Raw genomic sequence first — 14,306 nt, 5'->3', positions numbered from 1 at the left:
CTTTTCTGTTATGACGGGTTCAATTTTTTATCCGTTACCGCACGACGGTTTCTGCGTGATAAACGTCTCAAGCATCTTTTCCGCAATTGCCGACCAGGTGTGACACTGGACCTTTTCAGCATTTTTCACGCGATCAACGCGAGCAATAACCTCATCCCAATCAATCCGCGACTTGATAACCATATGGTTCACCAAAGCCAAGCGATCTGGCGGAAGGCAATCGGGAGGCGTTAATACCAACGCCCCGCACATTGCCGCCTCAAGTACAGTTAATCCAAGGCTTTCGGGATGCGTAACGATAAACACGTCACTCTTACGCAATTCAGCTGCAAATTCGGTTGCTGGTACCGGCGTCCGTCTGTATGGGGTTACCGATATATTCCCCGGATCAATGGTAATCAATCCGTCATCGGTCAACGTTCTGGCCTCATACGGAACGGTCAGACGCTGAAGGTTCATAAGGATACTTAAGGAGTGATCAAACCCACTAACATCAAATGCAGCGTGGTCTACAAAAATACGCAGAACATCGTCTGTTTTGGTTTCCAGATGGAACAGATCCTGATTCGCTGCCCATCCAACATGTTTGTTAAAGCGATTATGACGCTCTAACCTGCCTGGATTATCCAGGTACCGCCAGGTATCATCGCGGACAGTAAAAGTAATATCGACTGGTGCCGAATCCAGCATAGAACCGTCGTATACCTGGGCTACCCATCCAGTGAATCGACGACGCAGTTGCACGCCTATTTCCCTGGGCACCGTAGTAAAATACCGCAATCCTGGCGCTAAAATGGCTTTCGCAGAACACGAGGTCGCAGCGGTCAACACAGCTTCAACATAATCCTCCGGGCTTTCGACGCCGGGGGAATATGGACGATGGTATTGCAATGTTACCCCTGCCTCACTAAAGGCGCAGGCCAGGTTGTAAGCCCACATTTCCGTATATGTTTTCACATCACTGATAGCTTCAAATTTTCGCCCAATGATCAGGATGTTCATCGGCTTTTCCTCATTCCATTGCATTAATAATCCTCTTGCCAGTCAGCACCAGCATAGTTATCAAACCGTGAGTATTGGCCGTTAAAAGCCAATCTCACCGTGCCAATTGGGCCATTTCGTTGCTTTCCGATAATTACCTCGGCAATGCCCTTCATTTCGCTATCCGGGTGATAAACTTCGTCGCGATACAAAAACATGATCAGGTCTGCGTCCTGCTCAATTGCTCCTGATTCACGTAAATCTGAATTTACCGGTCGTTTGTCCGCACGCTGTTCAAGCGATCGATTAAGTTGTGACAATGCCACCACCGGTACTTGTAATTCCTTCGCCAACGCCTTCAGTGAGCGAGAAATCTCGGCAATTTCCAGCGTTCGGTTATCTTGCAGCTCCGGGACGCGCATAAGTTGCAGGTAGTCGATCATAATCATGCTCAAACCACCATTTTCTTTATAAACACGACGAGCGCGGGAACGTAGCTCTGTCGGCGTCAGGGCGCTTGAGTCATCAATAAAAATATTCTGCTTGTCCAACAGAATACCCATTGCGCCAGAAACCCGCGCCCAATCCTCGTCGTTAAGTTGCCCTGTTCGAATACGAGTCTGATCAACGCGTGCAAGAGAAGCCAGTGAGCGCATCATCAGCTGGTGGCTCGGCATCTCAAGGCTAAAAACCAATACGGGCTTATCGTTACGAACTGCGGCATTTTCGACGAGATTCATCGCAAACGTGGTCTTCCCCATAGATGGGCGGGCGGCGACAATGATGAGATCGGACGACTGAAGCCCTGCCGTCTTCTTATTGAGATCGGTAAATCCGGTATCAAGTCCCGTTACACCATCATGCGGTCGCTGAAACAACTCTTCTATGCGAGATACCGTTGCATCGAGAATGCTGGCGATATCTTTTGGACCACTACCGCTCTTTTGTCGTTTTTCAGCTATTTCAAAAACGCGGCGTTCGGCCATATCCAGCAATTCATTGCTGCCCCGGCCATCCTGCGCATATCCAGCTTCAGCTATTTCATTTGCGACGGAAATCATTTCACGAACAACCGCGCGTTCACGAACGATATCCGCATAAGCACAAATATTTGCCGCGCTGGGCGTGTTCTTTGACATCTCCGCAAGGTACGCAAAACCACCGGCGCGTTCTAATTTACCGTTCTGTTCAAGTGCTTCAGCAAGTGTTATCAAATCAATCGGTTTGCCATGACTTAATAACCTCTCCATCTCACTGAAAATTTCACGATGAGCATTGGTATAAAAATCATCAGCAACTATACGATCTGCCACTTCATCCCAGCGGCAGTTATCAAGCATTAAGCCACCAAGTACAGCTTGTTCTGCACTAAGGGAATTTGGCATGGATTCAAGAGGGGATGCAGACATTAGCACTCCACCCAGGCGTGCTGAATGTCAGATATAATCGGCATACTCAAATCACTCCTAACGATATGAGTCATCACCAGAAAATCAGGATTAATTCGCCGGACTCTTCCCGGCTGTCACACCGAATCGCCAAGATGGTGAATCCGCAGTCCGACGCTATGAACGGGGCTTGCACATTCCGGCTACCTGGTTTGTTGCCTGAGCTAGGGGAAAAGGTAACCCCTTTAACGTCACCAGACCGCTAACGACGCATGTGCCAGACGCCGTGTTACAACCAAATATGGTGGCCCCTACCGGACTTGAACCGGTGACCGTGCGATTATGAGTCGCCAGCTCTAACCACTGAGCTAAAGGGCCGGATTACTGTTTCCTAAGTGCTTCAATGGCGCTAACAATACCGCCTACAACTATGGCAACAATGATAATGAGAACAATTGGATACTTATCTGCAAAATCCCAGAAGCTCATCACTGATCCTTCGAGGCTGGTTTAAATATCGGCCATACCAATGTTACAGCTACTGCTACCAACGCCCCGTCGGATAAAACCGACAGGATTGTGCTGGTGAAATCCACCAGCACAGATAGCACGAGAAAAACCAAAGCCAGAATTAGACGTGCTTTTATAACCATCAGATATACTGTTCCAGTGGCAATTGAAGAGCCTGGGCAATTTTCTTCAATTGCTCCTGCTCTTCTGCCCCAATGCCATCCTGGTCAGCAATATCAATGCATAGGCACAGAACATCTACCGCATCATTAGTTCCAGACACGTCAGCCAGTTCACGTAAAGCCTGGGCATTCGCTCGGCGCGGCGAGGCTTCATATTGAGCGCGAATATTGGCGCTCATCTGGGCAATTTCACCGGAGAACGGCGCAAAGGCAGGAAGTGCTGCAATGGTTTTTTCCAATACTGCAATTTCTTTCGCATCGCAGGTGCCGTCAGAGTATGCAATGGAATATGCGCCCCAGACAGTCGCTTCCACCGCATCACGGTTTTCCATCTTCTTGACTCCGCCAGCCGCTTTGCGGAATTTCTTTTTGAGAATGCCGAGCATTTATTAACCTCATTACTGGTTGGGAAATAAGGTTGCGGTGCCGGGTGCCTCCCGGTGTCCTTTGGCTGGTTATCCACCGTGGACGTGGAAACAAGGAGAAATAATGGACAGATATAACCATTTCCCCGCGTGCGCTTAGCCGCATTCACCGCAACGGAAAGAGCATTCTTGGTGGACCTGTAGATTGGGATATGACCCCGTTACGCCAGTGTTCTCAACGTTGTAGTGCCGGTTACGGTTCCGGCCAGGCCTCTTCCTCAACGGGGTGTTCTCCATACGGACTACCGTTTATTGGTCGTTCCTGCGGTTTATGTTGTGAAGCCAGATGCTTATCTTCTGGTTGCTTCAAAGAGCTGCACTTCATCACAACGGTAAGGGTACTTCGTAGGGATTCGAACCCTCTGCCAAGCTCGGCGATCTCCGACGTCGCAAAATACCCTTACCTGTTGTGCTGGTGCCGATTAACGGACTCGAACCGCTGACATCCTGCTTACAAGGCAGGCGCTCTACCAACTGAGCTAAACCGGCATTGGCGATGGTGGATGGATTTGAACCATCGACCCGTTGATTAACAGTCAACCGCTCTAACCGCTGAGCTACACCATCACTTGCCGGGTACGTCTCCGGCGAGGGCTTCCACCTCCGTATGCTTTTCGGCGCACCGCGCCCTGACTGCAATTCGGTAACAGGGGATGCATAACCCTGGCTTCCAGCGTGATTAGCGCCTTCAGCATGACGGGATATACCCGTAGCAAGACGAAATTCCTGAATTGCTAAAAGCAATTGCTGTTACGCCGAATGAAAAAGGACGTAACAGGTAAGGACGCTGACCAAAAAGATGGCCCCTTCTCGCTCATCTGGTTAATCGAACCAGCGCCCTTGCCTGTTATGCCTCCCCGTTCCCTAATACACAGACGGGGACACTCTGCGGTCGATTTTTTGACGGGGGACGACTCATACCCCGTGGCGTCTGGCTTCTTAGGCCGCTACCATCATCAGATCATCGTTTGCATTTACTTTAATGGTCAGTTTCTAAACCGCCGCAAAGTCGCTAACCATGACGAAAACCCTGAAAAAAAACGCCCACCCGAAGATGGGCAAACTGGAAGCTCGTAACGCACTTCGGAGTTGCCACTTAGGCGCATGGTCAACCTGGCAACTCGGTGGTTTGTCTGGGAGGACTAGGCCCAGCCATGCTTACCGCCGCGCCTGTCGCGGCTAACAGCTAAATCGCTCTATAAATCACGATTCATTGAGGCTATATTACACTAATAAATTTATTAGAGCAATATACCTAGAACGTCATGAGCTACACCTCGAGTGTCCCCCTTACAAGACACAGAACGTCTGGCAAAAAGAGGTTCCACTCTGAAGCCACTGTCATGATAAAGCTCTCTGATATTTGGCGCGCCACTGTTAGTAATTAGAACCTTTGCACCTCGGCGATGTGCATCCGTCAACAGAGACACCAGGCGTTTTTGCTCTTCAAACTTAAAGTCATGACCGGAATAGTTCGTGAATCCCTCTGTATTTGGAAGCGGTTCATATGGCGGATCGCAAAAAATGACATCTCCTTCTCCGGCAGCTTCAATCACCGCAGCAAAATCACCACATACAAACTCAGAACGCCCTTCCGCACCAAGGAAGGCTTCCATCTCCTGCAATGGGAAATACGGAGTTTTATACTTCCCATAACCGACATTGAACTCACCGGCCTGGTTGTAACGCGTCAATCCGTTAAAACAATGTCGGTTCAGGAACAAAAACGCCGCTGCGCGATGTAAATCATCATAGACTTGTTTGTTAAACGCATTCCGTACTGCCAGGTATCCTTCCTGTGTGTTGTAGTCCTGGAAAAACCGATGTGCCAGTGTGATAAGTGAATGCGCCTCGCGTTGCAGAGTCTTGTAAAAGTTAATCAGGTCAGCATTCACATCATTTAGCAGATTTTCCTGGTATCCGGCATTCATGAAGACAGCTCCGCCACCGACGAAAGGTTCAATCAGGCGCTTCCCTTCTGGCAAATAGCGAAAGATTTGTTCCAGAACACCAAATTTTCCACCAGCCCATTTGAATATGGACCGTTCGAATTCTGCCGCTGGTTTAACTTTTCGCTCTTTTGTTTCATTCCCTTCATTCTGCCGACATGCAGCCTTGGTAATCCGATCGCCAATCCAGCGCATTACTGGTATCGCCATACTATTGCCGATCGCTTTGTAACGCGGTCCGTCAGTTGCAAGCATCGCGGCCTCTTCTTCGCTTAAATCTGGATAGTGATTGCGAAGATATGCCAGTTCATCTGAATTAACTTTTTTACGCTTTTCCGTCGGGATCAACGTATGCCCATCAGGAAAACCTTGCAGCCTTTCACATTCGATAGGGGTAAGACGGCGAACACTCATCATATGAGGTAAGTAACCATTATCACCTAATTCGCCTTTTTCAATACTTTTCTGCCCCCCAAAAGATAACGCAACGGCGTCAGCTGTAGCGCGGGAATCAAGAGTAAAACTTATCTCTTTTTGCCACCCTTTACCCTGCGGTCCAGCATCATCTTTTCGCCCAATTTGTGCATGTTGTAGCGAATACGCAACAGCTGGTGGGCATCCCGCGTTTTGATTGCTATTAGCAGAGTTACCAGCTCGTAAAGTTGGGGAAATCTCAACACCCGCATCCTGCCCATAATTTTTGCTTGTAAACGCAATAGTTTTCTTGCAAGAAAACACAATTGGAGCTTCATGATTACAAGTAAGAGTAGGTGATGTCCCATCATTTTTTATTTCTGCCCCCCCTTGCCCATGCGCCATGCAATACACAAGTCCGCTGCCTCGCTGCGCAAAAATCTCCTGGTTACTTGCACCGATCCCACCAGTATTGTGTGACTGGTTAAGTGTCGGGTGAGGATTTACAGGGTTATCCCAATGGCTCCCGCTTTTAATGCCATTTCCAACATTTCCGGCAACTTCCTTCCCCTCGCCTCTGCTCGGCGCAATATTCCGGCGCACGCCTTCGAACTCAAAAAGTACCGTTGCGGGATCGAGGTCTGTTCGAGCACTTGCGACAACAAACACGCGTCGGCGTCGTTGTGCCACTCCGAAGTATTGGGCATCAAGGATTCTCCAGGCCACCTTTCGCTGCGGTCCATAAATACAACCACACTGCGGCCACTTTGGAACATGGCAACCGGTTTTGCCATCCCACCGCCAGAACGCGTTGCTTTTTCCTGATTCAGGTCGATCACCTGGTTCAAATGGCACATCTTCTCCAGCCAATCCAGCAAGGAAACATCCGAAGGCGTTATCTGCCGATGACAAGACTCCTGGGACATTTTCCCAGACGATAACTGTCGGTTTGAGGAAGGACTCAGACCGTTTGTCGTCAATTGCATTTGCAAGCTCCACATACTTCAAAGTTAGCGCGCCGCGTTCATCATCAAGCCCACCACGTAAGCCCGCGATACTGAATGCCTGACAAGGCGTACCCCCGACGAGCACATCAGGGGATTCGATTTCCCCAGCCAGGACTTTTTTGGCAAGTTTTGTCATGTCGCCAAGGTTGGCGACATGGGGCCAGCGGTGCGCAAGAACGGCAGATGGAAAAGACTCGATTTCAGCAAACCACACCGGACGCATACCCAACGGTTCCCAGGCAATACTCGCGGCTTCAATTCCACTGCAAACAGATCCATAGCACAGCTCTTTCACTGCTTAGCCTCTCCACCAAGGGCATTTACCAGAGCATCAACCAGGCACGAAATTTCACTGGTCAACAGGAAGAAATCTGCGTCCAGTCGCTGCGCAACATCTTCACTATCAATATCAGAATTCTGCTCAAGCAATTCATCCGCAAATTTGACGCTGGTAAGGCTGAAGTTATGGTCCAGTGTAAATTTAATGCGGTTCTGCCAGTCGAGTGCCAACTTAGTGACGAGCTTGCCAGCTTCCAGGTGTGTGGATATTTCATCACTTCCCAAGTCCTGCTTTTTCACTCGGGCAATACCGCCATCCTCAAGCACTGCCTTAAGTTCTGCCGCATCCCCCATTTGAAATCCCTGTGGAGCACTACCATCACGTACCCAGTCGGTCAGCGTTAATTCAATGGGATTTTCAACACTCAGGGGAACAACAGGAAGAGAACCCAGAGACTTACGCATAAGCGCGAGCATATCCTCTGCCTGCCGCGCGCTGGCATTGATATAGATACGTTTAGTTGAACCGTCGTAGATCGCCTGGATAACAGAAAACTTTGAAAAAGCCCGTGGCAGAAGAGAATGCAGAACTTCGTCTTTCAGGGAGTCCTTCTCTGTTTTCTTCAGTTTACGCGCTTGTTCTTGCTCAAGTTTTTCAATTTTTTCTTGAATAGCTCGCTGGATAACCGGCGGGGGAAGAATTTTTGTTTCGCGCTTTGCTTCAACAAGGATAAAACCATTTCCATGCATAGCGATAACTTCGGAATTATCACCAAATGGAGATACAAAACCGAACTTGGCCATATCCTGACTACCGCATGGCGTGAAAAGGATCATTTTCTTTTTATCTTCTAAGTCGGTCAGATCCGCCTCACGAGAAAGTTTATAAATAGTAATGTTTTTCCAGTGCTTAAACATGTTGTAACCCTTGAATATCAACCACAGAAAGCTCGTCTTTGTAGAAAAAGGCCAGGTTGTGGCACCCCCTCGTTTGAGCGTATGAGCTGGGACCAATTTCGTTCTTCCAGACAAATGGCTTCAAATCCGTACGGCGAAGCATAAAAACGCGATTTGTTCCGCTCTGATTCCCAATGAGGCAAAAGCCTTCTTTCACCTTGATCGCCTGCAAGTTGTCGAGTTCACCGCTGGTTACACGGCTATCGAACTCCTTGCGGCTTATTAGCTCCATCTGCATCTGACGACTCCAAACAAATGCCCATTGAAGGGCGATGGCTGAATGGTACCGAAAACACGACATAAAAAACAATATTTATTAGAGCAATTTTGCAATAAGTAAACGCCACACAGACCACAAATAACCTAAGTTAAAATAACGAAAATCAGAGCAAATCATTGGTGATGACGTGGCAAGTATTGCAACAAAAGACAGCATTTGTTCGGGGCACGGAGGATTCCCATCCAGGCCTCCCGTAGAGAGCGAACCACTACTTAAAGTCAACGGAGTCGAAGTGTTAGTTGATGGTAAGCAATATGCACAGCATACCGATGGGAACAGCACGCACGGCGGGCAAGCTATATCAACCAGGGCATGGTTTACCGTCAACGGGAAAGGGATCGTATGCGTTGGTGATCCTGTTTCATGCGGCTCTACCGTTGCAGCCGGAGACGGCCTGGTTCAGGTAAGTTAGGAGATATCATGCTGGAAAAAGACTACCAGTTATCCGCATATAAAAAATTGGCCGCCGCCGGTGGGATGAAAACACCTGGTGCCATAACATCGGCACGAAACAGTGCTAACACAGCAAAACTGCTTGCAGAAGAATTGACCGGATTAATTCTGGATACAATTGTCTATCCCGACACTATTACCAGCTATGTTTCAACGATCAGAACAACCGCAACCGGTTTAACGAATATTGGAGGGCTGGCAACTCAGCACGCGGACCTGTTGGCTGGTTATGCTGATCTGTCAATGCTCCTTCAACTCGATATTGGTTGGGATGTTTACTGTCGTGCTAATGAGCGAGAAGTTTCAGAACTGCCGATCTCTATTGCCATTGGTGATGTGACTATTACTAAATCGCTTGAGGACGCTGTAAACGCGCTTAATACATCAAGTTTAGTCGCGGCTATGGGGGAGATTAACCAGACCCTTAACACTGGCTCAGGAAGCTCGTCAGGCTCTGGTTCAGGCGGCGGCACTGCCACTCCCCCACCAGCACTAACAGAAGAGCAAATTGAATCTCTGAAAGTAGCAACTGAACAGTTTGGGGTTGTTTTCAACCAGACAACAGCACCCACAACTGCGTTACAACAGCAGTATGAACGAGCGAATGAAAGCGCCAACGTAGCCATAACTGCTTATAACCATGCTATCGGTACCGCGCTTGCGGAAGCATCAGCAAATAAGGCCAGCACAGCCAGCGCAATCGCCGCTTTGGTTCCTGATTCTGTTCTTGATGAATTAAACAAAGCGACACAGTAACAAAGGACTTCATTGATAATTTTTCTTCAGGAGGAAGACATGTCATTCTTTTCTACATTAAAAACAGCTTTGTCTTTGAAGGAGAAACTTGCTGCTACTGGTGTTCTTGTTCTGATTTGCGCACTTGTTGGTGCTGGGTTTGCGTGGGAACGTCATCAGCTAAAGCAAGCCATGGAGAAAATTGGCAGTCTTGATCAGGCTGTTAAGGAACGTGATAAGTCAATAATGGATCTTAACCAGACCATTGAGACGATGAACAAAGCAGAGCAACATTTTCACAGCCAGGAAGTGAAAAATGAATCAGAACAAGCCAAGTATGCTGACAGGCAAATGGAACGAAAAGCTGAAGTTCAGAAACAACTTGTTGCGGCGGGTAATGTTCGCCAGCGTATTCCTGCTGACACTCAGCGGTTGCTCCGGGAGTCGATCAGCGAATTTAACGCCGACGCCGACAAAGGTTAACCACCCTGCCCCAAAAAGTGCATTTATGTGCAGGATGCCAGAGTTTAGCAGTGAATATTTTGATGATCTGCCAGCGTATATCCTCGATACAGAAACGATGCTGATGGGGATTAACAGGAAGAATCGCAACGTTAATGATTACAACCGCGCTATCAGCGGTAACTAAAAGGGATTTTTATGTCTGATAAAGTAACAGTAAAGCAAACTATCAACAAAGCGACTTCAATCTACAAAATTGAGCACATCACTGTTGGCAAGCCAGGATCTGAACAATACCGTCATGCTTTCGAGCTTGCCGATCAGCTTGGTTTAAAACACCCGGATTGCATCGAGCATGTATTTCCGACCTATGCTGATGAGCAATGTACTCATGTTCTTACCGAAGAGGATTTTTTCAGCACTGAAGAACGAGAAGGCGTTGATCGCTGCATTGGTGTGATTTGTTCTTCGGTAAGTGATGAGTTATTCCCTAATGTGCCTGAATATGGTGGTATTGGATACCAGTTCCTGTATGAAGGCGATGAGCTTAAATGCTATGAACATGGTCTTCTTATCGAAAGCGTAGAATAATACGGCTTCCTTCCAACCGGCTTTATTGGCCGGTTTATTCAACTTATCCACAGCATAGATCCAATAAACAGATCCTAAAGAGAACCTAGGAAGATCCAAAGAAGATCCCGGATCGCTGTAAGCCGCGCCATTTCTGGCCTGAAATGGGATCAACATTGACTATACGCGATTTTATGTTGACTGTGCACGATTTATTGTTGACTGCACGCGATTTATTGTTGACTATACGCGACAGAAACATTGACTGTACGCGATTTTAGAGCCTGACTATTCACAGTTGTTGATAACTGCAATCCAGATGACGCCAGGCCGCGCCACATATGGAGAAACCACGATGCCGGAAGAAAATAAAGGCTTCCTTAGCGTTGAAGAAGTTGCTGGAAATACAGGAGAAATCCACAGCCTGAAACCCAATAACAATAGCACTATACAACCCATCGCTTTGTTGCGCTTAGGTGTGTTTGTGCCAACCTTAAAATCTACCAATGTGGCACTACGTCGCGGATCGTCAGTTACTACAAACACAACGAACGCAACCGAAGAACTATCAAGCCTCAAAATTGTTGAGCAGGAAGGCTATGAGGGAATTGAAATTCATGGTCCACGCCTGGATATGGATACTGATTTTAAGGTGTGGGTGGGCATAACCTCCGCGTTGTTTGACTACGCACCTGATGATGACGGTATAATCACCCTGCCATTCTCCGAGTTTGCCGATCGATGCGGCTATCCACGTAAGCGCCTTTCAAAGGCGTTCCGTAAAAGTATTGATGATTCTCTGACACGCATTCAGCAGACAGTTGTCAAATTCCGCTTCCCGGCGGCAAAAGGTCATCTCAATAACATTAACGTCAACTTGTTGGCATATAGCAGCCTGAATACCGAGCTTGATGTTATCGAGATCCAGCCGCAGAAACAGCTATCTGAACTTTACTATGTTGACTATAAGCGAATCCTGAAGCTGAAGATGCTGGATAAACTAGGGCGCAAAGAGACGGCCAAGGTACTGTATACATTCTTTGAGGCTCTACCCGCCAACCCGGCACCTGTCAGCATTGAGCGCCTTAGAGCGAGGCTTAATCTCAAATCATCCGTTAGCGTGCAAAATAGCGTTATCAGAAAAGCCATGAAAGATTTGGAAGCTATTGAATATCTTAAATTTTCAGAGATAAAAAACGGCAGGAAAATCGGCTTCCAGATCCATAAGCGCAATCCATAATATTGACTATATGCGATAGCGAGAAGTTGACTATAGGCGACATTCGTTGACGCTGGTGGATTTTTGCTGGCGTCAATATTCTGCAAGTCGCTATTGAGATGGCTTTTAGGGGCATTTCATCGCGTATAGTCAACGTTTCTCCCGACAATATCTTACATAGTCGATCTTTGGTGGAGTTAAATCGACTACAGTCAACTTTTGACTGTAGTCACATCGCGCATAGTCAACTATTCACATTAACCTTCGCGCATAGTCAACATTTGCGCGGTTCTCATCAAGCAGTGGTATTGATATGCAAGAAGAGAAACAACACTACCTCTACGTTCTGGTGCCAGAGAACGGAGATACTTTTAAAATCGGCATTTCATGTGGTCCATTGGCACGGTTTAAAGGGCTACAAGTGAGTCCCGATTTTGCGCTTTCACGGGTCTATCGTGGTACGCGTTTGGCAATGGTTAATCTTGAGCGGGCTTTACACGCAACCTTTTTCCCCTGGAATGCGCCGTGGGAGAAAAGCGTCGGTGGCGGGCATACTGAATGGTTTACACGAGAGTGTCTTGATAAGGTTTTGGCTCATATCGAATATCTAAATGATATGTGGGGAGGGATTCTCGAGCGCATTAAGTCGAATGATTTACTTCAGCGTCCAGTAGATGCTGCTTGCTCTTTCGAAAAAGAGCTGGATGTTACTTCTATCGTGACTTTCAAAGATGACGCAGGAATGAGGGACGTGGCTTATGTCTCCATATCTGGCTATGAACCGGACGCGATCCGCGCTCAATGTGAATTGCTGAAAGCAATGTTTATGCTTCGGACTAAATATCCCTGGGATACAGGGCGGGTGTGCTTCCCTATGGAAGAGTTAACCGCCACCATTGATTCCCAGCTTTACCACGATAATCCAGAGAAGTTTTTTAGCCTTTTAGCCGGTAATGGGCTTAACTGTGTGTCCGGGCTGGGGCGAAGTAGAATCTAACATGCCTCGCTCTTCGGTCCCTTCTTTTACGATCGACACGGGTACTTTGAGGCTGAACTTCCGGCGCTTACGCGTGCTATAGATACTATCGATTTCGAACGATTATTCGCTGCTCTTAGCAAATAACACTGATGCCCCTGAACGGGGCTTTTTTGTGCCCTCCTTGTAACTCTCAATCGTGCAAAATGAACCAAACATGCAGAGAATGCTATGTACAAGCATCTACGCATACATTATTATTTTATGCAGCATTTTTAATTAAATTCAAAAATACAGCATAAAGGATGACTTTCGATGAGTGATTCCAGCCAGCTTCACAAGGTTGCTCAAAGAGCAAATAGAATGCTCAATGTTCTGACTGAACAAGTACAGTTGCAAAAGGATGAGCTACACGCGAACGAGTTTTACCAGGTCTATGCGAAAGCGGCACTGGCAAAATTGCCTCTACTGACTCGTGCGAACGTTGACTATGCCGTAAGTGAAATGGAAGAAAAGGGTTATGTTTTCGATAAACGCCCTGCTGGCTCTTCAATGAAATATGCGATGTCAATTCAGAACATCATTGACATATATGAACATCGCGGAGTGCCAAAATACCGGGATCGCTACAGCGAAGCGTATGTGATTTTCATCTCTAATCTTAAAGGCGGTGTGTCAAAAACTGTATCGACGGTTTCTCTGGCGCATGCAATGCGTGCTCACCCTCATCTTCTGATGGAAGATTTAAGGATTCTGGTTATTGACCTTGATCCGCAATCTTCAGCAACGATGTTTTTAAGCCATAAACACTCTATTGGTATCGTAAACGCAACATCTGCACAGGCTATGTTGCAGAATGTAAGCCGTGAAGAGCTGTTAGAGGAGTTTATTGTTCCTTCTGTTGTACCTGGGGTTGACGTTATGCCTGCGTCGATTGACGATGCCTTTATTGCATCCGATTGGAGAGAGCTGTGCAATGAGCATCTACCGGGTCAGAACATCCATGCAGTCCTGAAAGAAAATGTGATTGATAAGCTGAAGAGCGATTATGACTTTATCCTCGTTGATAGTGGTCCTCACCTTGACGCCTTCCTGAAAAATGCTTTGGCCTCGGCCAATATACTGTTTACACCTCTGCCGCCTGCAACGGTTGATTTCCACTCATCGCTTAAATACGTTGCCCGCCTTCCTGAGTTGGTGAAACTCATTTCGGATGAAGGCTGCGAGTGTCAGCTTGCAACTAACATTGGTTTTATGTCCAAGTTGAGTAACAAGGCAGACCATAAGTATTGCCATAGCCTGGCTAAAGAAGTGTTCGGTGGGGATATGCTTGATGTTGTCCTCCCTCGCCTTGACGGTTTTGAACGCTGCGGCGAGTCTTTTGACACTGTTATTTCAGCTAACCCGGCAACGTATGTTGGTAGTGCTGATGCATTGAAGAACGCGCGAATTGCTGCGGAAGATTTTGCTAAAGCAGTTTTTGACCGTATTGAATTTATCAGATCTAACTGAGGAGTAA

At 47.4% G+C, this 14,306-nt stretch carries 13 protein-coding genes and 3 tRNA genes; 6 read left to right on the top strand and 10 right to left on the bottom strand.

Features of this window, described 5'->3' with window-relative positions; all coding sequences use genetic code 11:
• Nucleotides 1–27: 27 nt before the first annotated feature.
• From HU143_RS24205 to HU143_RS24160, 10 genes are all read right to left on the bottom strand, one after another.
• Nucleotides 28–1,026 carry a hypothetical protein gene (locus HU143_RS24205; protein ID WP_001198665.1) on the bottom strand — a complete coding sequence of 333 codons (999 nt, stop codon included), beginning with the start codon at nucleotides 1,024–1,026 and terminating at the stop codon, nucleotides 28–30.
• Entirely contained in the window at nucleotides 1,026–2,390 is a 1,365-nt protein-coding gene (gene dnaB / locus HU143_RS24200) for a replicative DNA helicase (RefSeq protein ID WP_029365170.1), read from the bottom strand. Before dnaB ends, HU143_RS24205 begins: the two co-directional genes overlap by 1 nt.
• A gap of 281 nt (nucleotides 2,391–2,671) precedes the next feature.
• Nucleotides 2,672–2,747: transfer RNA gene (locus tag HU143_RS24195), tRNA-Ile, on the bottom strand.
• A gap of 110 nt (nucleotides 2,748–2,857) precedes the next feature.
• Nucleotides 2,858–3,022: a DUF3927 family protein gene (locus tag HU143_RS24190; RefSeq protein ID WP_000234829.1), complete on the bottom strand. Its 165-nt coding sequence runs from the start codon at nucleotides 3,020–3,022 to the stop codon at nucleotides 2,858–2,860.
• Nucleotides 3,022–3,447 (bottom strand): tellurite resistance TerB family protein, encoded by a 426-nt coding sequence (locus HU143_RS24185; RefSeq protein WP_000900640.1) that lies wholly within the window; start codon nucleotides 3,445–3,447, stop codon nucleotides 3,022–3,024. The genes HU143_RS24190 and HU143_RS24185 overlap by 1 nt, the downstream gene beginning before the upstream one ends.
• Nucleotides 3,448–3,899: 452 nt before the next feature.
• Nucleotides 3,900–3,975, bottom strand: a tRNA-Thr gene (locus HU143_RS24180).
• Nucleotides 3,976–3,977: 2 nt separating this feature from the next.
• Nucleotides 3,978–4,053, bottom strand: a tRNA-Asn gene (locus tag HU143_RS24175).
• A 674-nt stretch (nucleotides 4,054–4,727) separates the two neighbouring features.
• Nucleotides 4,728–7,151 carry a Dam family site-specific DNA-(adenine-N6)-methyltransferase gene (locus HU143_RS24170; protein WP_161400188.1) on the bottom strand — a complete coding sequence of 808 codons (2,424 nt, stop codon included), beginning with the start codon at nucleotides 7,149–7,151 and terminating at the stop codon, nucleotides 4,728–4,730.
• Nucleotides 7,148–8,053, bottom strand: a complete 906-nt coding sequence (gene rdgC / locus HU143_RS24165) for a recombination-associated protein RdgC (RefSeq protein ID WP_000472529.1) — start codon at nucleotides 8,051–8,053, stop codon at nucleotides 7,148–7,150. The genes HU143_RS24170 and rdgC overlap by 4 nt, the downstream gene beginning before the upstream one ends.
• Complete coding sequence (locus tag HU143_RS24160) at nucleotides 8,046–8,330, bottom strand: hypothetical protein (RefSeq protein WP_001177860.1); 285 nt, start codon at nucleotides 8,328–8,330, stop codon at nucleotides 8,046–8,048. The genes rdgC and HU143_RS24160 overlap by 8 nt, the downstream gene beginning before the upstream one ends.
• Nucleotides 8,331–8,792: 462 nt before the next feature.
• Between HU143_RS24160 and HU143_RS24155 the strand changes: the two genes are divergently transcribed.
• The 6 genes from HU143_RS24155 to HU143_RS24130 all read left to right on the top strand — a co-directional run bounded on the left by HU143_RS24155 (nucleotide 8,793) and on the right by HU143_RS24130 (nucleotide 14,299).
• Entirely contained in the window at nucleotides 8,793–9,581 is a 789-nt protein-coding gene (locus HU143_RS24155; RefSeq protein ID WP_000890199.1) for a hypothetical protein, read from the top strand.
• Between the two features lie 39 nt (nucleotides 9,582–9,620).
• A complete protein-coding gene (locus HU143_RS24150; protein WP_000007769.1) occupies nucleotides 9,621–10,043 on the top strand; it encodes a hypothetical protein in 423 nt (140 codons plus the stop codon).
• A gap of 177 nt (nucleotides 10,044–10,220) precedes the next feature.
• Nucleotides 10,221–10,613 carry a hypothetical protein gene (locus tag HU143_RS24145; protein WP_001281114.1) on the top strand — a complete coding sequence of 131 codons (393 nt, stop codon included), beginning with the start codon at nucleotides 10,221–10,223 and terminating at the stop codon, nucleotides 10,611–10,613.
• Nucleotides 10,614–10,947: 334 nt separating this feature from the next.
• Entirely contained in the window at nucleotides 10,948–11,832 is an 885-nt protein-coding gene (locus tag HU143_RS24140) for a RepB family plasmid replication initiator protein (RefSeq protein WP_001113737.1), read from the top strand.
• Nucleotides 11,833–12,124: 292 nt separating this feature from the next.
• Entirely contained in the window at nucleotides 12,125–12,808 is a 684-nt protein-coding gene (locus HU143_RS24135; RefSeq protein WP_224475892.1) for a GIY-YIG nuclease family protein, read from the top strand.
• 294 nt (nucleotides 12,809–13,102) lie between these two features.
• Nucleotides 13,103–14,299 carry an AAA family ATPase gene (locus HU143_RS24130; protein WP_001285362.1) on the top strand — a complete coding sequence of 399 codons (1,197 nt, stop codon included), beginning with the start codon at nucleotides 13,103–13,105 and terminating at the stop codon, nucleotides 14,297–14,299.
• Nucleotides 14,300–14,306: the final 7 nt, after the last annotated feature.

Origin of the sequence: Salmonella sp. SJTUF14076, from assembly GCF_015534835.1 — a bacterium.
In the GTDB taxonomy this organism is placed as follows: domain Bacteria; phylum Pseudomonadota; class Gammaproteobacteria; order Enterobacterales; family Enterobacteriaceae; genus Salmonella; species Salmonella enterica.
The sequence above is the reverse complement of the archived record's forward strand: the minus strand, read 5'-3'. Positions and strand labels throughout refer to the sequence as shown.

Coding starts and splice junctions, on each gene's coding strand:
- HU143_RS24205 (WP_001198665.1), bottom strand. CDS start 1,026: ATGCAATGGAATGAGGAAAAGCCGATGAACATCCTGATCATTGGGCGA.
- dnaB (WP_029365170.1), bottom strand. CDS start 2,390: ATGTCTGCATCCCCTCTTGAATCCATGCCAAATTCCCTTAGTGCAGAA.
- HU143_RS24190 (WP_000234829.1), bottom strand. CDS start 3,022: ATGGTTATAAAAGCACGTCTAATTCTGGCTTTGGTTTTTCTCGTGCTA.
- HU143_RS24185 (WP_000900640.1), bottom strand. CDS start 3,447: ATGCTCGGCATTCTCAAAAAGAAATTCCGCAAAGCGGCTGGCGGAGTC.
- rdgC (WP_000472529.1), bottom strand. CDS start 8,053: ATGTTTAAGCACTGGAAAAACATTACTATTTATAAACTTTCTCGTGAG.
- HU143_RS24160 (WP_001177860.1), bottom strand. CDS start 8,330: ATGCAGATGGAGCTAATAAGCCGCAAGGAGTTCGATAGCCGTGTAACC.
- HU143_RS24155 (WP_000890199.1), top strand. CDS start 8,793: ATGCTGGAAAAAGACTACCAGTTATCCGCATATAAAAAATTGGCCGCC.
- HU143_RS24150 (WP_000007769.1), top strand. CDS start 9,621: ATGTCATTCTTTTCTACATTAAAAACAGCTTTGTCTTTGAAGGAGAAA.
- HU143_RS24145 (WP_001281114.1), top strand. CDS start 10,221: ATGTCTGATAAAGTAACAGTAAAGCAAACTATCAACAAAGCGACTTCA.
- HU143_RS24140 (WP_001113737.1), top strand. CDS start 10,948: ATGCCGGAAGAAAATAAAGGCTTCCTTAGCGTTGAAGAAGTTGCTGGA.
- HU143_RS24135 (WP_224475892.1), top strand. CDS start 12,125: ATGCAAGAAGAGAAACAACACTACCTCTACGTTCTGGTGCCAGAGAAC.
- HU143_RS24130 (WP_001285362.1), top strand. CDS start 13,103: ATGAGTGATTCCAGCCAGCTTCACAAGGTTGCTCAAAGAGCAAATAGA.